Annotated in this window: 22 protein-coding genes; 15 read left to right on the forward strand and 7 right to left on the reverse strand. The window is 74.3% G+C overall.

The window, feature by feature from the left end; translation table 11 throughout:
• Window positions 1–20 precede the first annotated feature (20 nt).
• From AC1UE5_RS16615 to AC1UE5_RS16640, 6 genes are all read left to right on the forward strand, one after another.
• Complete coding sequence (locus tag AC1UE5_RS16615; protein WP_482925488.1) at window positions 21–503, forward strand: regulatory protein RecX; 483 nt, start codon at window positions 21–23, stop codon at window positions 501–503.
• Between the two features lie 443 nt (window positions 504–946).
• Window positions 947–2,404 carry a ribonuclease Y gene (gene rny, locus AC1UE5_RS16620; RefSeq protein WP_482925490.1) on the forward strand — a complete coding sequence of 486 codons (1,458 nt, stop codon included), beginning with the start codon at window positions 947–949 and terminating at the stop codon, window positions 2,402–2,404.
• 82 nt (window positions 2,405–2,486) lie between these two features.
• A complete protein-coding gene (locus AC1UE5_RS16625; protein WP_482925492.1) occupies window positions 2,487–3,449 on the forward strand; it encodes an alkaline phosphatase D family protein in 963 nt (320 codons plus the stop codon).
• Between the two features lie 11 nt (window positions 3,450–3,460).
• Complete coding sequence (locus AC1UE5_RS16630) at window positions 3,461–3,658, forward strand: hypothetical protein (RefSeq protein WP_482925494.1); 198 nt, start codon at window positions 3,461–3,463, stop codon at window positions 3,656–3,658.
• A 12-nt stretch (window positions 3,659–3,670) separates the two neighbouring features.
• Window positions 3,671–4,993: a tRNA (N6-isopentenyl adenosine(37)-C2)-methylthiotransferase MiaB gene (gene miaB / locus AC1UE5_RS16635; RefSeq protein WP_482925496.1), complete on the forward strand. Its 1,323-nt coding sequence runs from the start codon at window positions 3,671–3,673 to the stop codon at window positions 4,991–4,993.
• On the forward strand, window positions 4,990–5,463 hold the full coding sequence (locus AC1UE5_RS16640; RefSeq protein WP_482925498.1) for a GNAT family N-acetyltransferase: 474 nt from the start codon (window positions 4,990–4,992) through the stop codon (window positions 5,461–5,463). The genes miaB and AC1UE5_RS16640 overlap by 4 nt, the downstream gene beginning before the upstream one ends.
• A 107-nt stretch (window positions 5,464–5,570) precedes the next feature.
• Here the strand turns inward: AC1UE5_RS16640 and AC1UE5_RS16645 are convergent, their stop codons facing one another.
• Window positions 5,571–6,023, reverse strand: a complete 453-nt coding sequence (locus tag AC1UE5_RS16645) for a GNAT family N-acetyltransferase (protein ID WP_482925500.1) — start codon at window positions 6,021–6,023, stop codon at window positions 5,571–5,573.
• A 61-nt stretch (window positions 6,024–6,084) separates the two neighbouring features.
• Here AC1UE5_RS16645 and AC1UE5_RS16650 point away from each other — a divergent pair, with 61 nt between their 5' ends.
• Window positions 6,085–8,190 carry an intein-containing Rv2578c family radical SAM protein gene (locus tag AC1UE5_RS16650; RefSeq protein WP_482925502.1) on the forward strand — a complete coding sequence of 702 codons (2,106 nt, stop codon included), beginning with the start codon at window positions 6,085–6,087 and terminating at the stop codon, window positions 8,188–8,190.
• A 57-nt stretch (window positions 8,191–8,247) separates the two neighbouring features.
• On the opposite strand, the gene AC1UE5_RS16655 is transcribed toward AC1UE5_RS16650, so the two are convergent.
• Window positions 8,248–11,247 (reverse strand): RCC1 domain-containing protein, encoded by a 3,000-nt coding sequence (locus tag AC1UE5_RS16655; protein ID WP_482925504.1) that lies wholly within the window; start codon window positions 11,245–11,247, stop codon window positions 8,248–8,250.
• Window positions 11,248–11,410: 163 nt separating this feature from the next.
• Between AC1UE5_RS16655 and AC1UE5_RS16660 the strand changes: the two genes are divergently transcribed.
• Window positions 11,411–12,400, forward strand: coding sequence for a mechanosensitive ion channel domain-containing protein (locus AC1UE5_RS16660; protein ID WP_482925506.1), 990 nt, complete (start codon window positions 11,411–11,413; stop codon window positions 12,398–12,400).
• Between the two features lie 4 nt (window positions 12,401–12,404).
• Here the strand turns inward: AC1UE5_RS16660 and AC1UE5_RS16665 are convergent, their stop codons facing one another.
• On the reverse strand, window positions 12,405–13,196 hold the full coding sequence (locus tag AC1UE5_RS16665; protein ID WP_482925508.1) for an SDR family NAD(P)-dependent oxidoreductase: 792 nt from the start codon (window positions 13,194–13,196) through the stop codon (window positions 12,405–12,407).
• A 44-nt stretch (window positions 13,197–13,240) separates the two neighbouring features.
• Window positions 13,241–14,404, reverse strand: a complete 1,164-nt coding sequence (locus AC1UE5_RS16670) for an FIST signal transduction protein (RefSeq protein ID WP_482925510.1) — start codon at window positions 14,402–14,404, stop codon at window positions 13,241–13,243.
• A gap of 24 nt (window positions 14,405–14,428) precedes the next feature.
• Between AC1UE5_RS16670 and AC1UE5_RS16675 the strand changes: the two genes are divergently transcribed.
• The 4 genes from AC1UE5_RS16675 to dapD are packed head-to-tail and all read left to right on the forward strand — an operon-like array spanning window position 14,429 to window position 17,599.
• Window positions 14,429–15,334, forward strand: a complete 906-nt coding sequence (locus AC1UE5_RS16675) for a tRNA (adenosine(37)-N6)-dimethylallyltransferase (RefSeq protein ID WP_482925512.1) — start codon at window positions 14,429–14,431, stop codon at window positions 15,332–15,334.
• The gene (gene dapF, locus AC1UE5_RS16680; protein WP_482925514.1) at window positions 15,331–16,125 is read left to right on the forward strand and encodes a diaminopimelate epimerase; all 795 of its coding nucleotides are present in this window, start codon (window positions 15,331–15,333) and stop codon (window positions 16,123–16,125) included. The genes AC1UE5_RS16675 and dapF overlap by 4 nt, the downstream gene beginning before the upstream one ends.
• Window positions 16,126–16,160: 35 nt before the next feature.
• The gene (locus tag AC1UE5_RS16685; protein ID WP_482925516.1) at window positions 16,161–16,622 is read left to right on the forward strand and encodes a hypothetical protein; all 462 of its coding nucleotides are present in this window, start codon (window positions 16,161–16,163) and stop codon (window positions 16,620–16,622) included.
• A 38-nt stretch (window positions 16,623–16,660) separates the two neighbouring features.
• Window positions 16,661–17,599, forward strand: a complete 939-nt coding sequence (gene dapD, locus AC1UE5_RS16690) for a 2,3,4,5-tetrahydropyridine-2,6-dicarboxylate N-succinyltransferase (RefSeq protein ID WP_482925518.1) — start codon at window positions 16,661–16,663, stop codon at window positions 17,597–17,599.
• On the opposite strand, the gene AC1UE5_RS16695 is transcribed toward dapD, so the two are convergent.
• Together AC1UE5_RS16695 and dapE are read right to left on the reverse strand one after the other, a co-directional pair.
• Window positions 17,596–18,738: a pyridoxal phosphate-dependent aminotransferase gene (locus AC1UE5_RS16695; RefSeq protein WP_482925520.1), complete on the reverse strand. Its 1,143-nt coding sequence runs from the start codon at window positions 18,736–18,738 to the stop codon at window positions 17,596–17,598. The genes dapD and AC1UE5_RS16695 overlap by 4 nt on opposite strands.
• Complete coding sequence (dapE, locus tag AC1UE5_RS16700; protein ID WP_482925522.1) at window positions 18,726–19,769, reverse strand: succinyl-diaminopimelate desuccinylase; 1,044 nt, start codon at window positions 19,767–19,769, stop codon at window positions 18,726–18,728. Before dapE ends, AC1UE5_RS16695 begins: the two co-directional genes overlap by 13 nt.
• Window positions 19,770–19,782: 13 nt before the next feature.
• On the opposite strand from dapE, the gene AC1UE5_RS16705 reads away from it, so the two are divergent.
• The 3 genes from AC1UE5_RS16705 to AC1UE5_RS16715 all read left to right on the forward strand — a co-directional run bounded on the left by AC1UE5_RS16705 (window position 19,783) and on the right by AC1UE5_RS16715 (window position 23,982).
• Entirely contained in the window at window positions 19,783–20,577 is a 795-nt protein-coding gene (locus AC1UE5_RS16705) for a DUF429 domain-containing protein (RefSeq protein WP_482925524.1), read from the forward strand.
• Between the two features lie 84 nt (window positions 20,578–20,661).
• Window positions 20,662–22,548, forward strand: a complete 1,887-nt coding sequence (locus AC1UE5_RS16710) for a putative bifunctional diguanylate cyclase/phosphodiesterase (RefSeq protein WP_482925526.1) — start codon at window positions 20,662–20,664, stop codon at window positions 22,546–22,548.
• A 54-nt stretch (window positions 22,549–22,602) separates the two neighbouring features.
• Window positions 22,603–23,982, forward strand: a complete 1,380-nt coding sequence (locus tag AC1UE5_RS16715) for a glycosyltransferase family protein (RefSeq protein ID WP_482925528.1) — start codon at window positions 22,603–22,605, stop codon at window positions 23,980–23,982.
• Here the strand turns inward: AC1UE5_RS16715 and AC1UE5_RS16720 are convergent.
• Window positions 23,938–25,485 (reverse strand): sulfatase family protein, encoded by a 1,548-nt coding sequence (locus AC1UE5_RS16720; protein ID WP_482925530.1) that lies wholly within the window; start codon window positions 25,483–25,485, stop codon window positions 23,938–23,940. The genes AC1UE5_RS16715 and AC1UE5_RS16720 overlap by 45 nt on opposite strands.
• Between the last annotated feature and the right edge of the window lie 41 nt (window positions 25,486–25,526).

Here is a 25,526-nt window from a genome sequence, read left to right on the forward strand (position 1 = left end):
GTGGAGGAGCCGCCGATCACGTGACGGAAGTCGATGCCGATCCTGACGCCCGCCTCCGGCGGGCGCTGGACTTCGCGTACCGCTACCTGAGCCACCGCGACCGCTCGGTCGCGGAGGTGCGGCGCCACCTGGAGGCCAAGCGTTGCGAGCCGGCGTCGATCGACGCCGCGGTGGCCGAGCTGTCCGAGCTCGGCTACCTCGACGACGCCCGCTACGCCCAGCGCTTCGCGGAGGATCGGCGGACGCTCGACGGGTGGGGGGCCGAGCGCATCGCGCGCAAGCTCACGACGCTCGGCATCGACGCGGCCGACATCGACGCGGCCGTCTCGGAGCAGGACCACGCGGCAGAGCTCGACGCCGCCGTCGAGCTCCTGCGCCGCAAGCTCCGCGGCCTGGTCCCCGAGACCGACCGTGACCGTGAGCGCGCCCTCGGCTTCCTGGTCCGCAAGGGCTACGACCTCGACCTCGCCTACGACGCCATCCGCGCCCTCGGGCGCGGCTGACGCCGCTGCGTTGCTGCCCCGCCGCCCCGGCGGACACGATCGACGTCTTGGTCCCGCATGCCGGGACCAACGCGTCATTCGCCGGGCGGCCGACGCCGCCGGCATCCACCGTCGTCCTCGGGAGGTCAGCGCGCAGGCCCGCTCCTGCAACGGGGCGGCACCGCATTGCAGGGTGTCGCGCCGAGCACTAGCATCCGCCCATCGACGAACCGGGCCCGCGAGGGCGCGAAAGGGCAGCAAACCACCGCTTTTGAACCGCTTCGGCCACCACGACGCTCTGACCACGACCACCAGCAACCAGTCGTAGCCGCAAGCGCGGCGCCTCGCGCCGCACCACAGATGTCCCAGCCCCGGACGTGCATCGCACGCTCGGTCCGTCGCTCCAACTTCAGATGACAGGACTTGGAGCGCGCTCCGGCGCGCTCTCGGGGGAGAGACACACGATGGAACTGGTGATCGCGGCGGTGGTGGTGGCGGTGGGACTCGTCGCCGCTGCGGCCGTGTTCCGGCGGCCGGCCGTCGCCACCGCGGGGTTCGTCCCCGCCGCGGGCAACGGCAGCGCCGCGACGGACGAGGCTCGCGCCGCGCTCCGCGCCCGGGAGGGTGAGCTGGAGCAGCGCGCGAGCGAGCTGCGCCAGCGCGCGACCGAGCTGGAGGTCCGTGCCGCCGAGCTCGAGCAGCGCGCCGCCGAGATGGCGACGCGCTCCGAGGCGCTCGAGGAGGAGCGCCTCAGGCTCGAGCAGGCGCGCACAGAACACGAGCGCGCGCTCGAGCGGGTCTCCGGCATGACCGCCTCGGAGGCCAAGCAGCACCTGGCCAAGGAGGTCGAGGACCAGGCGCGCCACCAGGCCGTCAAGACGCTCCGCCAGGTCGAGGAGCAGACCAAGCGCGACGCCGAGCGCCGCGTCCGCAGCATCCTCGCCGTCGCGATGCAGCGGCTGGCGGCGAGCCACGCCGCCGAGACCACCGTCTCCGTCGTCCAGCTCCAGAGCGACGACATGAAGGGCCGCATCATCGGCCGTGAGGGGCGCAACATCCGCGCGCTGGAGAACCTCACCGGGATCGACTTCATCATCGACGACACGCCCAACGCGGTCGTCCTCAGCGGCTTCGACGGGGTCAGGAGAGAGCTCGCGCGGATGACGCTCGAGAAGCTCCTCCAAGACGGGCGCATCCACCCGGCGCGCATCGAGGAGGCCTACTACCAGGCCAAGTCCGAGCTCGACGCCCACATCGTCGAGGTTGGCGAGACCGCCGCGTTCGACGCGAACGTCCAGGGCCTCGACGCCGAGCTGATCAAGCTCCTCGGCCGCCTGAAGTTCCGCACGAGCTACGGGCAGAACGTCCTCGCGCACTCCGTCGAGTGCGCGCACCTGGCGGCGATCATGGCCGACGAGCTCGGCGCCTCCGCCAAGACCGCGCGCCGCGCCGCGCTGCTGCACGACATCGGCAAGGCGGTCTCCCACGAGGTCGAGGGCCCGCACGCGCTGGTCGGCGGCGAGCTGGTCCGCCGCCACGGCGAGGAGGAGTCGGTCGCGCACGCGATGGAGGCGCACCACAACGAGGTCGAGCCGCAGACCGTCGAAGCCGTGATCGTCCAGGCCGCCGACGCGCTGTCAGGCGCCCGCCCCGGCGCACGCGGCGAGTCGCTCGAGTCGTACGTCAAGCGCCTGCGGGAGCTGGAGCAGATCGCCCAGCGCCACCCCGGCGTCGACAAGGTCTACGCGATGCAGGCCGGGCGCGAGATCCGGATCATGGTCGCCCCGGGAACGATCGACGACGACGGCATGGCCCTGCTTTCTCATGAAATTGCCAGGGAAATCGAGAAGGAGCTGGAATACCCCGGCCAGATCAAGGTCACGGTGATCCGCGAGTCCCGCGCCGTCGAGTACGCACGCTGATCTCCGCTGCACCGAGCGGTAGTTTCACGCCGCGCTCGGGGTTGAATCCGGGCGGAACCGAACCTGTGGCAGGGGGAACCAGATGAAGAAGATCGTGCTGGCGGCGCTCGCCGTCCTCGTGGGGTCGACGGCGTCGGCCGCGCCCGCGCTCGCGGATCCGCCCGGGGTGTCGACCGGCGGCGCGGCGAAGGTCACGTCGAACACCGCGCAGGTCTCGGGCAAGGTCGATCCCAACGGCGTCGCCACGACCTACTACTTCGAGTACGGGACGTCCCGCTCGTACGGCTCGCGGACGGCCGACCAGCCGGCCGGCAAGGGCACCAGCGCGAGGACGTTCCGCGCCGACCTGAGCGGCCTGCCGGCGAACACGACGATCCACTACCGCCTCGTCGCCTCGAACGCGAGCGGCGTGCGCTCCGGCTCGGCCCGCTCGTTCAAGACCAAGCCGCAGCCGCTCGGCCTGCAGATCTCCGCGACGCCCAACCCGGTCGAGATCGGCCAGGCGACGACGATCAGCGGCACGCTCACCGGCACGGGGAACGGCGGCAAGGCCGTCGCGCTGCAGCAGCGCCCGTTCCCCTTCACCGCGCCGTGGGCGCAGGTCGGCAACGCGGTCGTCACCGACGCGAATGGCGTGTTCGGGTTCGCGCTGCTCACCGGCATCGGCGCGACGACCCAGTTCCGCGTCGTCACCGTCGACAAGCCGAACGTCGCGAGCGGCGTCCTGACGCTGCCGCTGGCGGTGCGCGTGAAGACGAACGTGAGCAAGACGAAGAACGTCAAGCGCGGCTCGCTCGTCCGGTTCTCCGGAACGATCCGGCCCGCGCGCGCCGGCGCGCAGTTCGCGGTGCAGAAGCGCACGAAGGACGGGCAGTGGGCGACGCTCGCGGGCTCGATCACCCGTGGCGGCGGCGCGACGTACTCGGGCTTCACGAAGCGCGTGCGCATCCGCAGCGGCGGCACGTACCGCGTGTTCGTGCTCATCAACGACGGCAACCTCGCGTCCGGCATCGGCCGTGAGGTGAAGATCACGACGGTGCGCTAGAACCTGGACCCATGGATCCGGACGACCAGCGGCTGTGGTGGTTCATCGTCCCGCTGCTGCTGGTCGCCCTCGGGTTCGGCGTCCTGCTCGCGGTCAACGGCGCGTGGATCGCGATCGGCGTGAGCGTGCTCGGCGCGGCGTACGCGCTGTGGGCGACCTGGCACGCGGGCAGGCCGCTGTGGCCCGGCGGCCCCCGCAAGCAGTCCTAGACTCCTTCGGCGATGAGCCGCCGCTACCACGTCACCACCTTCGGGTGCCAGATGAACGAGCACGACAGCGAGCGCATGAAGGGCATGCTCGAGTCGCTCGGGTACGCGGAGGCGGGCTCGGCGGAGGACGCCGAGCTGATCCTCTTCAACACCTGCTCGATCCGCGAGAAGGCCGACGAGCGCTTCATCGCGCACCTCAACAAGGCGGCGGCCCTGAAGCGCGCCGATCCGGAGCGCGTGATCGGCGTGGGCGGCTGCTGGGCGCAGTCGGTCAAGGAGGAGGTGTTCCGCCAGTTCCCGTTCGTCGACGTCGCGTTCGGGCCCGGGCAGGTGCACAAGCTCGCGGAGTTCCTCACGTCCGACTCGCTGACGGCGCAGGGCTTCTTCGAGTTCGAGGGCTTCACCGGCCACCTGCCGATGCGCCGCGCGCGCGACTTCCAGGCGTGGATGCAGATCAGCGTCGGCTGCAACTGCCGGTGCTCGTACTGCATCGTCCCGTCGACCCGCGGCGTCGAGGTCTCGCGGCCGTTCGACGAGCTGGTCGCCGAGGCCGAGCGGCTGGTGGCGGACGGCGTCCAGGAGGTCACGCTCCTGGGCCAGAACGTCAACTCCTACGGGCGTGATCTGCGTCCCGATCGCCGCACTTTCGCCGAGCTGCTGCGCGCGATCGACGCGACCGGCATCGGCCGCGTGCGCTACACGTCGCCGCACCCGAAGGACATGCGCGAGGACGTCATCACCGCGCACGCCGAGCTGCGGTCGCTGTGCGAGCACATCCACCTGCCGCTGCAGTCGGGCTCGACGCCGATCCTCAAGGCGATGCGCCGGACGTACTCCAAGGAGCGCTACCTGGATCGCGTCGCGCTGATCCGCGAGCACGTGCCGGACGTCGCGCTGACGACCGACATCATCGTCGGCTTCCCCGGCGAGACCGAGGAGGACTTCGAGCACACGCTCGACGTGGTCGAGCAGGTCGGGTACGACAGCGCGTTCACGTTCATCTACTCGCCGCGGCGGGGGACCGAGGCGGCCGAGCTCTCGGACCGGTTCGTCCCGCACGAGGTGTCCGTCGCGCGGATGGAGCGGCTCGTCGAGGCCGTGCAGAAGGGCGCCCGCGAGCGCGCGCAGCGGTTCGTGGGCCGGACGCTCGAGGTGCTCGTCGAGGGCACGTCGCGCAACGACCCGACCAAGCTCCGCGGGCGCTGCCGGCACGGCAAGGTCGTCAACTTCACGGGCTTCGCGTCGCCCGGCGACATCGCGCACGTCGAGATCACCTCGGCGACCTCGCAGACGCTGGCAGGCGAGGAGTCGCTGCTCGCCCGCGCCGGGGGATGATCCGCGCCGCGGCCGACGCCGACGCGGAGGCGATCGCGCGGATCCACCGCGAGGCCTTCGGGCGGGAGGCCGAGGCCGAGCTCGTGGCGGCGCTGGAGCCCGTGATCTCGCTGGTCGACGAGGAGCTCCGCGGCCACGTCCTGCTGTCGGAGGCGGTCGTCGGGGAGCACGCGGTGCTGGCGTTGGGGCCGCTCGGCGTGCTGCCGGAGGCGCAGCGACAGGGCATCGGCCGCGCGCTGACCCGCGAGGCGGTGCGCCGCGCGCGCGAGGAGACGGCGTACCCGCTGATCGTCGTGCTCGGCCACCCGGCGTTCTACGCGAAGCTCGGGTTCGAGCCGGCGCGGCGCCTCGGCGTGCGCGCGCCGTTCAAGCTCGAGCAGCCGGAGGCGTGGCGGGCGCTGCGGCTCCCGGGGTGGAGCGAGGACGTGCGCGGGACGATGCGCTACCCGGCGCCCTGGCTCGAGGTCTGAGCCGCGGGGCAGGCGACCGGCACGCTGGCCGATCGCCGTTTCCCGCATCAGCACGGCTGATCGTACCGGGACGAGGGTGTCCCGCTGGACGGGTGGACGATTGCGCGTCAGGTGTCCAGCGCGTACTCGAACCAGGCGCTGCGGTCGGCGCCGGTCTGCTCGTACAGCCGCTGCGCGCGGCGGTTGTCCAGCGCGGTCACCCAGCTGAGGCTCGGGATGCCGCGCTCCCGCGCGGCGGCGGCGCTCGCCTCGATCAGCGCGCGCCCGACGCCCTTGCCGCGCGCGGCATCGACGACGAACAGGTCGTTCATGATCGCGTGCTCGGTCGCGGCGACCGACTCGAACGTCCAGTAGACGTTCGCGAACCCGAGCAGCTGCGCGTCGTCGTGCGCGAGCAGCAGCAGGCCGCGGTCGCTCGGGGCGATGAAGCTGCCGCTGAGGAACGCGCGGTTGCGGTCGTCGTCCGGCGTGGCGACGCCGTAGAAGCGCTGGTAGCCGGCGAAGAGGGGGAGGACGGCATCGAGGTCGTCCTGCGTGGCGGGGCGGATGGCGAGGGGCATGGTCGGCGCGGATCGTAGGGCCGGGCGCGGTCGCGTCCGCGGGGTGTGCGAACATACGTTCGTGCGCTGGAGCAACCTCACCATCGCCGCCGACGAGCAGGCCCGCCTCCCCGGCTACCGCGACGAGGCGGTCGTCCGCCGCTTCGACGCGCCCGAGGCCCTCGAGACCCGCTTCTACGAGGTCCGCGCGAAGTCGGCCCTCAACCGCGTCCCGGAAGCGTCGCAGGTCCCGTTCCGGTGGACCATCAACCCGTACCGCGGCTGCTCGCACGCGTGCACGTACTGCCTCGCCGGCGAGACGCCGATCCTGCTCGCGGACGGGCGCACGAAGCCGATGGCGCAGCTGCGCGTGGGGGACCGGATCGTGGGGACGCAGGTCGACGAGGGCTCACGGCGCTACGTCGAGACGGAGGTCCTCGACGTGTGGTCGTCGATCAAGCCGGCGTACCGGACGACGCTCGCGGATGCGACGGAGCTGATCTCGAGCGGCGACCATCGGTTCCTCACCAACCGCGGGTGGAAGCACGTCGTCGGCGCGCAGCAGGGGCCGGATCGGCGGCCGCACCTGACGACGGCGAACCGGTTGCTGGGAACGGGCCGCTTCCCGGTTGCGCCCGAGCACGACACGGACTACCGGCTCGGGTACCTGTGCGGGGTCGCGCGCGGCGACGCGGAGCTGGCGTTCGCGGACGGCGAGGCGGTGGAGCGCACGCGGGCCTTCCTCGAGCAGGCGGGACTGGCGACCGACCGGCTCCGGTACGCCGGCGAGATCGGGCCTGGGGTGGCGCCGCGGCGCGCCGCGGTCGCGCGCGTGCGCGAGTTCGTCCGGCTGCCGATGTGGCCCAACGACCAGTGGCGCAAGGGGTTCCTCGCTGGCGTGTTCGACACGCGCGGGCGCGCGCGGACGCAGGCGCTCCAGGTGACGACGAACGACCGGCAGCTCGTGCGGCTCACGCTCGCCTGCCTGCGCCACTTCGGCTTCACGGTCGACGAGGAGGCCGCGCCTCACCGGCCCGGCGTCGCGTTCCTGCACCTGCGCGGCGGGCTCCGCGAGTCGATGCGGTTCCTGCACCTGTGCGACCCCGCGATCACCCGTAAGCGGCGCGTGCAGGGAGCGGAGGTCACCGCGGGCAAGCACACGCAGGTCATCTCCGTGGAGGCGCTCGGCGTCGCGATGCGGCTGTACGACATCACAACCGGCACGGGCGACTTCATCGCGGACGGGGTCGTGAGCCACAACTGCTTCGCCCGCCCGACGCACACCTACCTCGACTTCGACGCGGGGCGGGACTTCGAGAAGGAGATCGTCGTCAAGGTCAACGTGCCCGAGGTGCTGCGCGTCGAGCTGGCGCGCAAGTCGTGGAAGGGCGAGCACGTCGCGCTGGGCACGAACACCGACCCGTACCAGTGGGTCGAGGGGCGCTACAAGCTCATGCGGGGGATCTGGGAGGCGATGCGGGACTTCGCGAACCCGTGCTCGATCCTCACCAAGTCGCCGCTGCTGCTGCGCGACCTCGACCTGATGAAGGAGATCGCGGCGGTCACCACGATCAGCGCGAACCTGTCGATCCCGACGATGGAGGAGAAGGCGTGGCGGGCGACCGAGCCGCACACGCCGAACCCCAAGGCGCGGATGGAGGCGGTCGCCGAGCTGAACCGGCAGGGCATCCCGTGCGGCATCCTCGTCGCGCCGCTGATGCCGGGGATCAACGACTCGCCCAAGCAGGTCGAGCGCATCCTGGCGATGGCGGCCGAGGCGGGCGCGACGGGCGTAGGCGGCATCGCGCTGCACCTGCGGCCGGGGGTGAAGGAGGTCTTCATGGACTGGCTGCGCTCCTACCGGCCCGAGCTCGTGCCGCGGTACGAGGAGCTGTACGGCGGGCGCCGGTCGTACGCGCCGAAGGACGAGCGCGAGCGGCTCGCGCGCGTGCTGCGCCGCGGCAAGGACGCGGTCGAGCGCGAGACGGGCGTGCGGCCGGGGCGCCGGCACGCGACCTGGCCGGCGGACCTGCGCAACGCCGCGAAGGACACGGAGAGCGTCGGGCCGGTCGTGCGGCAGCGGCCGGCGGGTCAGCCGGTCCGGCGCGCGGTGACGCGCAAGCCCGGCCCGTCGGGGCGGCCGGGCGGGACGCCGGCGGTGAACCCCGAGCAGGGCGCCCTGTTCTGACCCGGTCGCTCGCCGCCGCCCGATGGGTGCGGGAGGCGGCGAGCGCCGTGCGACAGCTCAGCGACGCGCGAGCCTCGCCGTGGTCTGCACCCAGTCGGAGACGTTGCCGGCCCGGTCGGTGGTCCGGACCCGGATGGTCCACGTGCCGGGGCGGAGCTTGGGGAGCTGCGCCGTCCACGTCGTGCCGCGGACCGTCGCGCGGACGGTGGTGGCGAGCGCCGCAGCGCGCGACGGGCGCGTGACGAGCTTGCCGCCGGACACCGCGTACCAGCGCTTGCCGACCCGGCCGGCGACGTTGATCTCGACGCGCGCGATGCCGGAGGGGTCGAGCGCCGTTCCGCGCAGCGTGCGCCACGCGGCGACGGTCCGGCGGTAGGCGCGGCAGGCGGCCTTCGTCCGCCCCGCGCACGCGGGCTGGGTCAGCGCGGCCCGGGGAGCGCTCCGGTCGGCCGGCGGCGAGACCGGCGTGCCGGGGCCGGGCGCGGGCGGGGTGGGGGTGCCCGGGCCGGGCGGCGTCGGTCCACCGCCGCCACCGCCGCCACCGCCGTTGTCGCCGCCGTTGTCGCCGCCACCGCCGTTGTCGCCGCCGTTGTCGCCGCCGCCGTCGTCCCCGCCGCCGTTGTCGCCGCCGTCGCCGTCGTCCTTGCCGGGCGGGTCGAGCGGGCCGAGATCCGGCTCTGCCGGGTCGGCCGGCGCGACGCCCTCGGAGGCCGCGGTCGGCACGAGCGCCGGGACCGCGAACCCGAGCGCGCCGGTCGCGGCGTCGCCCCACGCGTGCACCTTGCCGTCGGTCGTCGTCGCGAGCGAGTGCGTCGGCCCGGCGGACACGCCGCTCGCCGGCGCGCTGCCCGGCAGCGGCACGTCGGTCGGCGCGTCGGCGGTGTAGACCGTGCCGTGCCCGAGCTGGTGCTGCTCGTTCGAGCCCCAGCCGAGGACCGCACCGCCGCTGGTCACGGCGAGCGAGTGCACCAGGCCAGAGGACAGGCGCGTCACCTGCCGGCCGTCCAGCGCCGTCAGCCGCAGCGGCGTCCGCTCGATGATGCGCGTTTCCCCCGTGATGGGGTCCGCGGGCGCCATGTACAGCTGCCTCATGTTGTTCCAGCCCCAGCCCCAGACGCTCTGCCCGGCGCCGGACACGAGCACGTGGTCGCCGCCGGCCGCGATGGTCGCGGCGACACCCAGCCCAGCGGGGAGCGGCACGTCGAACGGCGTGTCCGTGCTCGAGACGGGCGTCGGGCCGGCGCCGAGCTGCCCGCGCCCGTTCCGGCCCCAGGTGAGGACGCCGCCGGCCGCGGTCCGGGCGGCCGAGCTCGACACGCCGGCGGCGATCTGCACGACCGGCGGCAGTTCGAGCACCTTGCGCGGCCGCAGCGCGTTCTCGCCCGCCGGGCCTGCGCCGCTCTGACCGTCCTCGTTGTCGCCCCAGGCGTAGACGTCACCTGCGTCGGTCAGGGCGAGCGAGTGCGTGCCGCCCGCGGCGACCGCGGTCACCCTGCCGGGCACGGAGACCCAGACCGGCCGCAGGCGGTCGGTGGTCGTCCCGTCGCCGAGCTGGCCGTGTGCGTTGCTGCCCCACGCCCACACCTCGCCATCGCCGTCGACGGCGAGCACGTGGTGCTGCGCGGCCTTGGCCGGCGCAATGGTGTTCGGTTGGCCGGTCGCAAGCGCGACGATGCCGGTGAGCCCCACGACCGGGCGCGCGGCGGCCCGGGACGTCCGCGTGCCGTTGCCCAGCAGGCCCGCCGCGTTGCGGCCCCAAGCCATCACCGTGCCGTCGGCCATGCGCGCGAGCGACACGTCTGCGCCGGCGACCGCCTCGCTCGCGCCGTTGACGCCGGGGACCGTGCCGGCGAACGGCACGTAGCGGATCTTGCCGTTGCCGACCTGCCCGTACTCGATGCTGCCCCACCCGCGCAACGTCCCGCCGGCGTCGACCGCGAACGCGTGCGCGCCGCCGCCGGCGAGCTGAGCGGAGCCGGCGAGCCCGGGCACGTCGACGGGCCCGTGCTGCTCGTCGACGACCCCGTCCCCGAGCTGGCCAGCGTCGCTCCGCCCCCACGCGCGGACCGTGCCGCCGCCGGTCCGCGCGAGCACGAACTCGGCGCCGGCGGCGAGGTCGGCGGCGTTCTGGATGCTGCTCGTCGGGAGCAGCATCGGGCTCGGCACGGTCGTGTGCTTCCCGCCGTCCCCGAGCGCGGCGTTGCTGTCGTTGCCCCAGGCGTAGACGCGGCCGCCGGACGTCCGTGCGTACGAGGTCCAGCCGCCCGCGTCGGTCTCCGCGATCGTCTCGCCGCCGAGCCCGGCGAAGGTGAGCGGCACCGGCGTCTCGACCTGCCCGTGGGTGCCGTTGCCCACCTGACCGAGCCGGGAGTCGCCCATCCCATAGACGGTCCCGCCGTGCGTGCGCACGAGCGCGTGCGTCGCGCCGGCGGCGACCTCAGCCGCGCCGGTGACGACGCTCATCGGCGTCGGCAGGAGCTGGACGGAGGAGGCGCCGCTGAAGCCGCCGATCCCGAGCTGGCCCTCCATGTTCGAGCCCCAGCTGTAGACCGCCCCGGACTGCGCGATCGCATACGAGGACCCGTTCGCCTCGACGTCGCGGATCGCCGGCAGCGGGTCGCCCGGCGTCGGCGGCTCCCCCGGCTCCGGGGGGTCCCCGGGCGCGACGGTGTGGGTGACCTGCGTCGGCAGGTGCCGCCTGACCACGAAGACCTCGCCGATGCCGAGCTCCCCGTAGTAGTTCGACCCCCACGCGTAGACCCGGCCGTCCTGGGTGACCGCGAGCGAGTGCTCCGCGCCCGCCGCGACGTCCACGATCCGGGAGCCCGCGCCGGTGGGCAGGCCCTGGACCTCGACCGGCCGGGAGCGGTGGACGCTCGTGCCGTCGCCGAGTTGCCCGGCGCTGTTGCGGCCCCACGCGAGGACCCGTCCGTCGGCGGTGCGCGCGAGCGTGTGGTAGCGGCCGGCGTCGACCTGCACGACGTCGCTCGCGACGACGGCGGCTCCCGCCGGCGCGGCGCCGACGACGGCGAGCGTGGCGGCGACGAGCGCGGCCACGAGGGCTTCCCTGCGGTACATCTGGCCTCCGGGCGAGGGGACGGAGCGCGAAAGCGTACGCGAGCGTTCCGAATGACGGGCGGTCATGCGTCGGCCGCGGCGGGCGGGTTCTTCACAGCTCCCTGACGTTCCACGGCGTAGGTTGGAGGGCAGAGGGGCCCTGATGCCCCGCCACCACCACCAGGACATGGGGAAGATGTTCGAGACGCGCAGCCACGCATGGCGGGAGGTCGGGCTTGCCCGGCAGCTCAGCGTGCGCGCGGTGAAGCGGGCGCGGATCGAGGTCCTGATCCTGACGCTGCTGGCCGGCGCGACCCTGGCGCTGTACGTCTTCCGCGAGGAGCTGTTCGGCATCGACGTGCCCGTGCGGCTCATCGCGGCGGTCGCGCTGCTGCTGATCGGCTTCGGCATCGCGCGCGACCTCGGCCGCATCTTCGCACCCGCGCTGTTCCGGCGGATGGACCCTGGGACGGCCGGCACCGTCGGCTTCCTGATCCGGCTGTTCTTCGCGGTGGTCGCGCTGCTCGCGTCGCTGCGGGTCGCCGGCGTGACGAACCAGTCGCTCGTCCCGGCGGCCGCCGCGTCGGCGGTGATCATCGGCCTCGCGGCGCAGCAGACGCTCGGCAACGTCTTCGCCGGCATCGTGCTGCTCAGCGCGCGGCCGTTCGTCGTCGGCGACCGCGTGCGCCTGCAGGGCGGCGACCTCGCGGGCGAGCTGGAGGGCACCGTGTCGTCGCTCGGCCTGCTCCACACGGTCTTCACCAACGGCGACGACTCGATGCTCGTCCCCAACCGCAGCGTGCTCAACGTCGCGATCGTGCCGCTGCGCGAGCCGGCGGCGATCAACCTCCGCGCGCGCCTGCGCCCGGGCGTGACGCCGCTCGACATCCAGCAGCTGCTGCAGCGGGCGGTGGAGACGCCGATCCGCGGCGAGCCGCGCGTGCTGCTGGAGGAGATCGACGGCGACGAGGTGATCGTGCGCATCATCGCCGCGCCCGAGCTGAACGCGGACGGGCCGCGGCTCGCGTCCGAGGTGCTCGCGGCGATCGGCCCCGAGACGCGGCGGTTCGAGCGCGACGAGCAGCGCGAGCGCCACGTGTCGACGACCGTGCCGGACGCGCGGGTGGACTTCGAGGCCGGGCCCGGCGAGTGACGCGCTAGCGCTTGTCCGCCTGGCCGGCTGCGATGCGGTCGGCGATGCCCGCGCCGCCGAGGCGGCGCGTGACCACCTCGGCCACTCCCGGCGCGACGCTGGAGAACACCGCGCCCGCGCGCAGCGGCACCGGCGCGACGTCGATCTCCGCCGGGTGCTTCTCGAGCGCCCGCAGCACCGCCCGGGCGACGTCCTGCGGCGTCTTCGTCCCGACGCCCGCGGGCAGCTCGGCGCCCGACTCGGCGAACATCCCCGCGTCGCGGATGAAGCCCGGGTTGACGACCGTCACCCCGACGCCGGTGCCGTGCAGGTCGGCGCGCAGCGAGAGCGCGAAGCCGCGCAGGCCGTACTTCGTCGCGCTGTAGAGCGACGTTCCGGGCGCCGCGGACTTGCCCGACAGCGACGACATGAAGACGAACGCGCCCCGGCCGCGCGCGACCATCGCCGGCGTCAACGCGTGCGCGAGCATGATCGGGGCGCGGAGGTTGACGTCGAGCAGCCGGTCGATCTCCTCCGGCGTGAACGAGTCGAGGCGACCCGAGCCCGGCAGGCCCGCGTTCGCGACGACCGCGTCGACGTCCGCGACCTCCTGCGCGAGCCGCTCCACCGCGCGCGGGTCCGCGAGGTCGACCCCGATCACCTCGGCGCCGTAGGGCGCGGCGAGCGGCATGAGCACCTCGGTCCGGCGACCGGTGAGGACGAGCTTCGCGCCGCGGTCGCCGAGCGCGGCGGCGATCGCCTGGCCCAGCCCACCCGTGGCCCCTGTCACGAGGATCTTCGAACCCGAGATGTCCATGGGGCGGAAGCCTGGCAGGTGCGGCGGCGACGAGGCGGGGCGGGCTAGCGGGCGAAGACGGCGAGCGTGGCGGTGAACGTGTGGAGGAACGACCCGCCGCCGACGGGGCCGATCTCGCCGGCCGCGAACAGGCCGGCGGCGGGGACGTCGCCGAGCTCCTCGCCGATCGCCTCCGCGTCATGGTCGCCGCGGCCGAACATCCCGCGCCCACGGCCGTTGCACGTGAACACCAGCGCGCCCGCCGCGTCCTGCGCGCCGAGCGCCTCGCGGCGCAGCCCGAGCGCCTCGTGGAGGTCGCGTGTCGCGGTCTCGGCGTCGCGCGCGTGGAGCCGCACGACCTGGCCGGGGCGCACGGCGGTCGCGACCGCGATCGAGCCCTCGTCCGGGTCGGCGCCCGCGAGCCCGCGCACGAGGAAGTCGCCGTGGAGGTACTCGGGCTTGTCGCCGTCGATCACGACGCCGAGCAGCAGGCCGCGCGAGAGCAGCTCGCGGTCGTGCGGCTCCAGCGCGAGGATCACGTCGCGCAGCTTCGCGAGCGCCGGCTGGCCCGCGAGCTCGGCGATGACGTTGCCCTCGCCGGCGGTGATCGTCAGCTCCGGCCCGACCGGCGTCGCGCCCTGCGAGACGCACGGCAGCAGCTCGACGCCCTCCAGCCGCAGCCCGACCGCGCCCTCGAACAGCACCTCGTCGTCGCGGAAGAGCACCGGGCCGCCCGACGCGGACTCGCCGCTCGCGACCCCGCCGAGGACCGGCACGCCCGGCGCCCGCGCGGTCAGCTCCGCGAGCACGAGGTCGGTCGGGTAGCTGAACGGGTCGGGCAGCAGGATCGCCCCGGACGCTCCCGACAGCTCGGGCAGGCCGGTGACCGCGATCGCGTCGTCCTGCTCGATCGCCCGCGAGTGGAACGAGCGCGCCTCACCGCCGTCGAACGCTGCCGCCCACACGGAGATCGCGGTGCCCGACTCGATCTCCCGCCGGCCCTCCAGCACGCCCCCGGCGCCGCACCCGACGAGGGCCCGCGGCGACAGGCCCTCGTGGACGCCTTCGAGCGTCGCGTGCGGGTCGAGCAGGTGCTCGCCTGACGCGAACACGACCGCGACGTCGGCCGGCTCGCCGCCGAGCCCGGCGCGCGCCTGGACGGCCGCCTCGGCCGCCGCGGGAAGCGGCTCGCCCCCGACGACCATCGCGCTTCCGATCCGCACCGCCATGGATCCGACAGTAGCTTGGGTGGGGTGCCGCCGCCGACCGTGTTCGCGCTCTTCGGGCCGACCGGGGTCGGCAAGACGGACGTCGCCCTTGCCCTCGCCGATCGGCTGCGGGCGGACGGCGCGGCGCCCGTCGCCGTGTCGGCCGACGCGCTGCAGGTCTACGCCGGGCTGGAGGTCCTCACCGGCACCGCCAGCGCAGCCGAGCAGCGGCGGCTGGAGCACCGGCTCGTCAGCTTCCTGCCGGTCGACGCGACGTTCTCGGTCGGGGAGTACGCGAAGCTCGCCCACGCGGAGATCGACGGGCTGCTCGCGGACGGGCGGACGCCGATCGTCGTCGGCGGCACCGGCCTGTACCTGCGGGCCGCGCTCGCGGAGCTGGACCTGCGGCCGCCGCCGCCGGAGGGCCTGCGCGAGAAGTGGGAGCGCGCGCTCGAGGCGGAGGGCGTCGAGGCGCTGCACGCGGAGCTGGTGCGGCGGGCGCCGTGGGCGAAGGAGCACGTGGGCGTGCGGGATCGGTCGAGGGTGGTGCGGTGGCTGGAGCTGAGCGACCTCGGCGAGCTGGAGCCCCCGCGCGCCGAGGAGGAGAACCAGCTCTGGACGGCCGACACGCGCCACCCGACCAGGCTCGTCGGCCTGACGATGGAGCGCGACGCGCTGTACGCCCGCATCGGCCGGCGCGTCGACCAGATGGTCGCGCAGGGTGCGCGCGAGGAGGTGCTGCGCGCGAACGCCGCCGGCGCGAGCGAGACCGCGCGCAAGGCGCTCGGCTTCGACGACCTCCTCGCCGGCGACGTCGAGGGCATGAAGCGCCGCACGCGCAACTACGCACGGCGCCAGCTGACGTGGATGCGCAAGCTGCCCGGCGTGGAGCTGATCGACGTGACCACGACGCAGCCGGACGACGTTGCCGCGATGATCCTCGGCGCATGAAGTTCGAGAAGTGGCAGGCGCTCGGCAACGACTACCTGATCGTGACCGAGCCGCTCGACCCCGACGCGGTGCAGGCGATCTGCCACCGCCACCTCGGCGTGGGCGCCGACGGCGTCCTGCTGATCGAGCCGACCGACGAGCCCGGGTTCGTCGCGCGGCTGCGCATCTTCAACCCCGACGGCAGCGAGGCGGAGCTGAGCGGCAACGGCGCGCGCGAGGCGCTGATGTGGCTCCATCACAACGGCTGGGCGCCGGGCCGCGAGTTCTCGATCCGCACGGTGGCGGGGGAGATCCGCGCGCACGTGCTCGACGACCGCTCCTGCCGTGTCGACATGGGCCGCGCGCGGATCGTCGAGGAGGAGGGCGAGATCGGCGGCTTCCGCTACGTCGCGCTCGAGGTCGGCAACCCGCAGTGCTCGATCCGCGTCGCGGACTGGGCGACGCTGCAGGGCCTCGACCTGCCCGCGGTCGGCCGCCCGATCGAGACCGACCCGCGCTGGCCGAACCGCACGAACGTCAGCTTCTGGACGCCCCTTGCGCCCGACCGCATCCGCGCGCGCATCTTCGAGCGCGGCGTCGGCGAGACGATGTCGAGCGGCACCGGCGCGACCGGCGCCGCGATCGCGCACGTGCTGCGCGGCGGCGACTCGCCGGTGACGGTGGAGCTCGACGGCGGGGAGCTGGTCGTCGACGTCGCCGAGGACCTGCACGTCGACCTGACCGGGTGGGCGGTGAAGGTGTTCGACGGCGAGTGGCAACCGCACCCCAACCCCGGCGCAACTCCCCGGTAGCTGCGCGGTAAGCGGGCGGCGGGATCGTCCCCGCCATGCCCGCTGTCGCCACCGCCCTCACCATCGCGGCCGCTGCGGCCGCGTCAGCCCCGGCCCAGGACGCGCCCAGCGCGTGCGTGACCGGGAACGCCCCGTCCTACGCCTGCGAGGCCCAGATCAGGCACCTCGCCGGCGCATCGCCGCTCGCGGTCCCCGCCCAGACGGCGATCGTGCGCCAGCGCCGCGCCGCGATCGAGGTGCGCTGCATCGCCGCGCCTGGCAGCGGATGCCACGGCACGATCGAGCTGCGCGTGCTCGTTCCCGCGCCGGTGCTCGGCGTGGCCCGCGTGGACCTGGACGCGGGCGAGCGGACGGAGATCCGCCTCACGGTGCGCCAGCGCGCCCGGCGGATCGCGGCGGCAGCGGGCGCCGGCTCCGCGGACTTCCCCGCCGTCGCGCGCTTCCGGGCCGACGGGGCGGGCGCGCCGGTGACGGCGGGCGCGGTCGCGCTGCGCTGACGCAGGCGGCGCCGGATGCGCGCTAGGTTCGTGGCCCTATGAGCGGCTACGAGACCCGCGGCGCATCCGGCGCCGGCCTGAGCACCGTCGACGTCGACTCCGGGCGCGTCCTGGACGCGTGGTTCCCGGCTCCGGCGATCGACGCCGAGCCCGAGCGCGTGGACGGCCTGCCGGACACCGCGCGCATCGACGACCTGCGCGGCGTGCGGGTCGAGCCGGTCGTCGTGCGGATCGCCGACCTGTCCGAGCCGCCGGAGGACGCGCGCGACGCGTACCTGCGCCTCCACCTGCTCTCGCACCGCCTCGTCAAGCCGCACCAGGTCAACCTCGACGGCCTCTTCGGCACGCTGGCGAACGTCGCGTGGACGAGCCTCGGCCCGGTCGACCTCGCGAAGGTCGAGCACGTCCGCCTGCGCACGCGCGCGCTCGGCCGCCACTTCGAGGTCTACGGCGTCGACAAGTTCCCCCGCATGACCGACTACGTGGTGCCGTCCGGCGTGCGCATCGCGGACGCCGACCGCGTGCGGCTCGGCGCGCATCTGGCCGAGGGCACGACGGTCATGCACGAGGGCTTCGTGAACTTCAACGCCGGGACGCTCGGCGCGTCGATGGTCGAGGGCCGCATCAGCGCGGGCGTCGTCGTCGGCGACGGTTCGGACATCGGCGGTGGCGCGTCGATCATGGGCACGCTGAGCGGCGGCGGCAAGGAGGTCATCGCGATCGGCGAGCGCTGCCTGCTCGGCGCCAACGCGGGCATCGGCATCGCGCTCGGCGACGACTGCGTGGTCGAGGCCGGCCTCTACGTCACCGCGGGGACGCGCGTGACGACGCCGGACGGCGAGGTCGTCAAGGCCGGCACGCTCAGCGGCGCCAACGGGCTGCTCTTCCGCCGCGACAGCGAGACCGGCGCGGTGCACGCGCTGGCGCGCAGCAGCACGTGGGGCGGCCTGAACGCCGCCCTGCACGCCAACGACTAGGGCCGCGCGGGCGCGGCGGCGAGGATCTCCGCCGCCGCGGCGCACTCCTCGACGGTCGGGACCAGGGCCACGCGCACGTGGCCCTCTCCGCCCGCGCCGAGCCACGAGCCCGGCGCCACGACGATGCCGTGCTCGTCCAGCCAGCGCGTGGCGAGCGCCTGGTCGTCGCCGTCGGGGACGCGCAGCCAGAGGAAGAACGACGCGTCGCCACCCGCCGGCTCCAGCCCCGCCGCGAGCAGCGCGGGGAGGAGCGCGTCGCGCTTGCGGCGGTAGCGCTCGCGGATCTCGACCACGTGCGCGTCGTCCTCCCACGCGGCGACGCTGCCGCGCTGGACGAACCGCTGCGGCGCCGTGCCGACGTTGGGGCGGAAGCGCTTGAGCGCGGCGATCAGCTCGGGGTCGCCCGCGACGAAGCCGCTCCGGTAGCCGGGCATCGACGAGCGCTTGGAGAGCGTGTGGAACGCGAGCACGCCGCGCCGGTCGCCGACCTCGAGCGCGCTGGGCGGCGGGTCGCCGTCGAACCACAGCTCGATGTACGCCTCGTCGCTGGCAAGCACGACGTCGTGCGCGCGGCACCGCGCGGCGGCCTCCTCCAGCCACCTCAGAGGCGCGGTCGCCGCCGTCGGGTTGCCGGGGAAGTTGAGCCAGAGCAGGCCGAGCCGCTCCCACGGCAGCGCGTCGAGGTCGGGCAGCCAGCGGCGCTCGGCGGTCAGCGGCATCCGCACGACCTCTCGCCCCGCGAACAGCGCGCTGCGCTCCTGCACGGGGTAGCCCGGCGTCGGCACCGCGACCGCGCCGTCGAGCACCGACACGAGGCCGTAGATCGCCTCCTTGGACCCGAGCGTCGGCAGCACCTCGGTGTCCGGATCGACCGTCACGCCGAACCGCCGCGCCACCCAGCCCGCGGCGGCGGCGCGCAGCTCGGGCATCCCGGCGGCCAGGGGGTAGGCCGACACGGGCTCGTCCTCGATCGCGCGCGCGACCGCCGCGCGGAGGAAGGCCGGCGTCTCCTCACGCGGCTCCCCGACGCCGAAGTCGATCACGCGCCGCCCGGTGGCGACGAGCCGCGCCTTCTGCTCCGTCAGCCGCGCGAAGGGGTAGCCAGGCAGGCCCGTGAGGACCGGGTTCAGCCGCGGCACAGGGTCTCCAGCAGCTCGTACGAGCGGCGCAGCGCGGCGACCGACACCTGCTCCTCGCGCGTGTGCGCGAAGCGCGGCTCGCCCGGGCCGAGGTTGATGGCGTCGACGCCCGCCAGGCCGAGCTCCGCCACCGGCGTCCACGCCTGCTTGGGCTCCCACGGCAGGCCGGCGTCGAGCAGCCGCGTCACGTAGGGGTTGCTGCGCGGCGGCACCGCGCCCGACGGGGCGTTGGAGATGATGTGCAGCGCGACGCCCTCCAGCCCGCCGACGACCTCCTCCAGGCGCGCCTCCGCGTCCGCGGCGGACGTCCCCGGCGCGTACCGGTAGTTGACGTGCGCGGTGGCGCTGTCCGGGATCACGTTCTGCGCGATCCCGCCCGCGATCTGCGTCACCGACATCGCCTCGACGAACGTCAGGCCCTCGAACTCGCGCTCGGTCCACGGCTGCGCGGCGACGGCGGAGACGGCGGCGGTCAGGCGGTGGATCGCGTTCTCCGCGTGCCACGGCCGCGCGCTGTGCCCGGCCTTGCCCGTCGCGGTGAGCGTGGCGTTGATGTTGCCGACGCAGCCCGCGTGGATCGTGTTCGTCGTCGGCTCCATCACGACCGCCAGCGCGGCGTCCCGCAGCGACGGCTCGCGCGCGAGCAGCGGCGTCAGCGCCGACTCGTGGAACGGCAGCTCCTCGCGCCCGAAGAAGACGTACCGCGCCGGCACGCCGGCCAGCGCCAGCTCGACCATCACCGCCAGCGCGCCCTTCATGTCGGCCGCGCCGAGCCCGTGCACGACGCTCCCGTCCTGCTCCAGGCGACCGGGGCGGTTGTCCTGCGCGGGCACCGTGTCGAAGTGCCCGGCGAGCACGATCGGGGCGTCGTCGGGCCCCGCGATCACGCACGTGTCACCCGCGTCGCGCACGGGCACGTCACCATCCCGGAGAACCGCGAGCACGTGCTCGGCCAGGCGCCCCTCGTCGCGCGACTCGGAGGGGACGTCGATGAGCTCGAGGGTGCGCGCGGCGAGGCGCTCGGCAACCATGGAGGGGGAGGCTATGAGGTACTGCGGCATCGACGTCTCCGCCAAGCCGGGCAACCAGCAGCTCTGCACCCTGCACGAGCGGCCCGGGCCCGAGGGGCAGGAGCTGATCGCGACGTTCTACGAGCCGGGCACGGTGGAGCAGGTCGCGCGCACCGTGCGGGGCTTCGGCGGGGAGGCCGTCGTGGCCGTCGACGCGCCGTCCGGGCACCGGCTCGACCTGCTCGCGGAGGGCGAGCCGCTGCGGGACCGGTTCGGGCTGCAGCCCGGCCGCTACGAGCGCTCGCGCGTGTGCGACATGCTCCTCTTCCGCCGCCGCCTGCCGCTCTACCCGGTGCCCGCGGCCGGGGAGGCGCTGACGCAGTGGCAGGCGTGGATCGGCGTCGGGTTCGACCTGTTCGAGGCGCTGGAGCCCGCGCTGGGCCTGTTCCGCCCGGAGGCCGGCGACGCGCTCGAGGGCCCGATCGCCGCGGGCGACCTGCGCTTCGGCCGCGTCGCCGAGACGTACCCCGACGCGGTCTTCTGCGCGCTGCTCGGCCACCGCCCGCCGAACAAGCGCACGCCGTCGGGCCTGCAGCAGCGCATCGCGGCGCTCAAGCTCAAGGGCGTCGTCGACCCGGACGGCGGCCTGTGGCACCGCTCGCTCGACGAGCTGGACGCCTGCGCGGCGGCGTTCGCGGCGTACGGCCTCGCCGCCGGCCTGGGGTGCTGGGTGGGGGAGCCGCGCGAGGGCGTCATCGTGCTGCCGGTCGCGCGCCTGGAGGACCGCTACGACCCGCTCCCGCCGCCCGCGCGCACGCCCCTGGCGTAGCCCCAGTGAAGTTCCGCATGGAGCGGTCGATGTACCGGTGAGATGGACCTCGTCCGCCGATCGCCCGTTGCCACGTTCAGCGTGGTGAGCCTGGTCACGCTCGCCGCGCTCGCCTCGGTGCTCGGCTTCGTCCTGCAGGACCGCATCCGCGATCGCGCGCTCGACAACGCCGCCGCGAAGGCCGGCATCCTGGGCGAGATCGCCGTCCGGCGGTACATCCCCAAGTCCGAGCTGACGACCGGCCGCATCTCCTTCGGCACCGAGGCGCACCTGGACGAGAACCTCCAGGGCGGCCAGCTGGCCGAGCTGGGCGTCAAGGAGGTCGAGGTCTACAACGTCAAGCGCGAGCTGGCCTACTCGAGCACCGGCGAGATCGCGGGCAACCCCGAGCCGCCGACGTCCCACGTCGCCACCGCCCTGCGCGGCGAACGCGTCGCCACGGTCGCCAAGGGCACCGAGGACGACGGCCACGGCGAGGAGGTCATGTCGGTCTACTCGCCGCTGCGGTACGAGGCGGGCGAGGAGCCCGCCGGCGCCTTCGAGGTCTACCTGGACTACTCGGGCACCGCCGCCGCGGCGCGCTCGGACGTCCTGACCATGTGGTCGCTCGTCGCGGGCGGGTTCGTGATCGTGTGGCTCGCGCTCTTCCGCCTCGTCGGTTCGGTCTCCGGCGCGCTGCGCAAGCAGGTCGACGAGAACCGCCGCCAGGCCACGCACGACGCGCTGACCGAGCTCCCCAACCGCACGCTCCTCTTCGAGCGCGTCGCCGCCGCCGTCGAGGCGGGCCCGGCCGCGCTGCTCATCATCGACCTCGACGGGTTCCGCGAGATCAACGACACGCTCGGCCACGACCACGGCGACGAGCTGCTCGTGGACGTCGCCGCGCGCCTGTCCGCCGCGGCCGGCGAGGACGACCTCGTGGCGCGGCTCGGCGGCGACGAGTTCGCCGTGCTGCGCAGCGGCGAGGCGGGGGAGCAGACCGCCCGCACGCTCGCCGAGGCGCTGGCCGACACGCTCCGCACGCCGCTCCAGGCCGGCGGCACGGCCGTCGTCGTGGACGCGTCGATCGGCCTCGCGCTGGCGCCGACCCACGGCCGCGACGCGGCCACGATCGTCCGCCGGGCCGAGGTCGCGATGTACGTCGCCAAGCGCCGGCGCTCCTCGATCGAGGTCTACGACCCGGGCCGCGACCACCACAACCGCGACCGGCTGCAGCTCCTGGGCGAGCTGGGCGGCGCGATCCGCCGCGGCGAGCTCGTGCTCGCCTACCAGCCGAAGGTCTCGCTCGCGGGCGCGCGCGAGGTGCAGGGCGTCGAGGCGCTCGTGCGCTGGCGCCACCCCGAGCACGGGCTCATCCCGCCCGGCCAGTTCGTCCCCGCCGCCGAGCTGACGTCGCTCGTCCGGCCGCTCACGCTCCACGTCGTCGACGCCGCGCTGCGCACGCACCGCCAGTGGTCCGACACCGGGATCGAGCTGCCGGTCGCCGTCAACCTCGCCGGACCGTGCGTGATGGACGTCGGCATCCCGGCCGCGGTCGCCGACCTGCTCGCCGACCACGACGTGCCCGCCTCCGCGCTGACGCTGGAGATCAGCGAGGAGACGATGATGAGCGACCTCCCGGGCGCCCTGAAGGTGCTCGAGGACCTGCGCTCGCTCGGCGTACGGCTCTCGCTCGACGACTTCGGCACCGGCCAGACCTCGCTCGGCCAGCTGCGCCAGCTCCCGCTCGACGAGATGAAGGTCGACCGCTCGCTGGTGATCGGCGACCACCGGCTGCTCGCCTCGGTCGTCGACATCGCGCACCGGTTCGGGCTGGAGGCGGTCGGCGAGGGCGTCGAGACGCCCGAGATCGCCCGCACGCTGGCCGAGGCCGGCTGCGACCAGGCCCAGGGGTTCCTCTTCGCGAAGCCGATGTGGGCGGACGACGTGCCGCTCTGGATGGCCTCGCGCGAGGTCGCGGAAGCGGCCTGACCCCGGCGGCCCGGAGCGCTCCCTCCGGATGGCCTGCCAGGCTGTGGCGCTGCGATGCGCGCCTGGGTCGCCGCCAACGCCGTCGTCTTCGGCCTGCTGTGCCTGATCACCGTCGGGGGAGGCGCTCTGCGCGTCGAGCCGGCGGCGAACCCGTCGGACTACCAGTCGGTCGACGAGCGAGCGTACGCGCGCATCGCGCGCAACCTCGCGCGGCACGGGACCTACGACGCGCCGGAGATGGCCGATCCGGTCCGCTGGCCGCCCGCCGCGCCGTTCGTCTTCGCGGCCGCACACGAGATCCGGCCGGTGCTGACCGAGGGGGAGCGGTGGGACGTCCCGTCCGCGTACCCGGTCCAGTGGGTCTTCTCGACGGCGACGATCCCCGCCGTCTTCGTGCTCGCGCTGCTGCTCGCCGGGCCGGTCGCGGGGCTGCTGGCGGCGGGCGCGATCGCGTTCTACCCGCCGTTGATCGGCGTGACGGGCGACCTGCTGACCGAGCCGATGGGTGCGCTGGTGCTGACGTGCGCGCTGATCGCGGTCGTGCTGGCGCTGCGCCGGCCGTCGCGGGGGAGCGCGGCGTTCGCGGGCCTCGCGCTCGGGGTCACGGTGCTCACGCGCGTCGACCTCGTCGCCGTGCCGTTCCTGATCCTGCTGCTGTTCACCGCGGTGGTGTGGCGGGGGCTGGGCCGCGACGTCGGGCTGCGCGCGGGCGGCTGGATGCTCGGCGGGATCCTGCTGCTGACGCTGCCGTGGTCGATCTACGCGTCGTCGGTCGCGGGCAAGCCGGTGCCGATCTCCAGCGGCGGTGCGTCGAACCTCTTCGTCGGGACGTACACGCCGGGCGACGGGTCGATGTTCGGGCTCAAGCGGGAGCTGCGCGACGAGGTGGGCCGCCGGTACCCGGAGCTCGACGACGAGCCGTTCTGGCGGATCCCGCAGCAGAAGGTGATCGACACCGTGGCGGCGCGGCGGCCGGAGCTGGACCGCGAGGGCGCGCTGCGGGCGGCGGCGTTCGAGAACCTGCGCGAGCACGTGCTCGGGGACCCGGTCGGGTTCACCGCGATGTCCGGGCGCAAGGCCTGGCGGCTGTGGGGCGACTACACGGTCGGCACGTACCGCAACCACCGCGCGTGGATCACCGCCTACCACCTGCTGCTGGTGGCGGTCGGGTTCGCGGGGCTCGTCGGCGGGCTCGTGCTGCTGCGCGGGCCGCGGCGGGTCGAACTCGGCGCCATCGCGATCGTGGTCGGCTACACGACGCTGATCAACATCGCGCTCGTGAGCGAGGCGCGCCACAACCTGCCGGTGATGCCGGTGCTGGTCGCCGGCGGGGTCGCGGGGCTGTGGCTGCTGATCGCGCCGCGCGTGGCCGCGCGGCGCGCGGGGGCGTCAGCGGTAGCGGGGGATCGGGCGGTCGCCCGCGTCGGCGCGTAGCGCGCGGCGCATCCGCTGCACCGTGGCGGAGCTCGCGCTGCTGACGTCGCGCCGCTCGCGGGGGTCCTTCGTCCGGTCGTAGAGCTTGGGGTCCGTGAAGCGGTTGGAGTCGATGTAGCTCCACCGCTCGTCGCCCGCCCAGACGTAGTCGTTGTAGCCGGCGGTCTGCACCTTGCGCTCCTGCGGCTCCTCGCCGTGGAAGAGCGGCGCGAGGTCGTGGCCCTCGCTCGCCTCGGGCGCCGCGAACCCGAGCATCGCCAGCGCCGTCGGTGCGATGTCGTGGCACTGCGCGAGGTAGTCGGTCACGTCGCCGGCGCGGCGGCCCTCGGGGTGGCGGATGAGCAGCGGGACGTCGACCATCTCCGCGTAGACCTGGCTTGGGTTCTTGCCGACGTAGCCGCGCTCGGCCAGCGAGATGCCGTGGTCGGACCAGAAGACGACGACCGTCCGCTCCAGCAGCCGCAGGTCGTCCAGCCGCTCGAGCAGCGTGCCGAACCACTTGTCCGCCATCGTCAGCTCGGCGCGGTAGAGCGCGCGCATGCGCTGCTGCTGGCGGCGCGTGAGGTAGTCGGCGCCGCCGTAGAACGGCTGGATCGGCTCCAGCCCGCGGTAGCCGGGGTCGTCGTAGAGGTCGACGTACTTCTTCGGGGGGTCCCACGGCTCGTGCGGGTCGTACGACTCGACGAAGAGCGCGAACGGCTGCGTCGGCGCGGTCTTGGTGTGCGTCTCCAGCCAGTCGATCGCGCCGCGGAAGACCTGCGGCGCCCACCAGTCCTCCTCGCGCTCGCGGCCGGACGCGTTCCTGAGGTACGTCTCGACCACCTTCAGGTGCGCGCGGACGCGCTTGTCGTCGCTGCGGCGCAGCTCGCGCGTCACGTGGTCGGCCAGCTCGATCCGCTTCGTCCGCACGCCGCCGCGCAGGCGTTGGTGCTCCTGGCCCTCGATGCCGCGCCAGGTGCCGAACGTGTTCCGGAACCGCTTCCACGACGGCTTGAGCAGCCACGTGTTGTCGGTGACCATCGCGGTCGCGTAGCCGGCGGCACCCAGGACCTCCTGGATCGTCGTCTGGCCGGCCGGGATGCGCTGCCAGCCGTAGATGTGCGGCGAGTCGTCCTCCGGCTTCCAGGCGTCCATGGGGAACGTGCGGATGCCGGTGTAGAACGAGCGGCGCGTCGGGCCGGTGGGCAGCGACTCGGGGCGGACGTGGCGGAACCGCAGCGCGTCCTTCGCGAGCGCGTCGATCGACGGGGTGCGGGCGGCGCGGGCGGGGCGCGTGGCGTCCTGGGCGTAGCAGCCGACGTGGTCGGCGCGGACCGTGTCGAGGTTGACGACGACGAGGTTGAGCGGGACGCCCGGCTTGCGGATCGGCGGCCGCGCGGCCAGGTCGGCGCCGCGGCCGGAGCGGGCGATCGCCCCGCCGCTCCCCAGCAGCACGGCGCCGCCGAGGCCGGCCGCCGACGTGCGCAGGAAGCGACGGCGCGTGTGGCGTCCGTCGGGGGTCATGCAGCGGGCCACGGTACCGGGCGGCCCGGAGGGCTCCGGTG

The sequence above is a fragment of the Parviterribacter multiflagellatus genome (genome assembly GCF_056863265.1).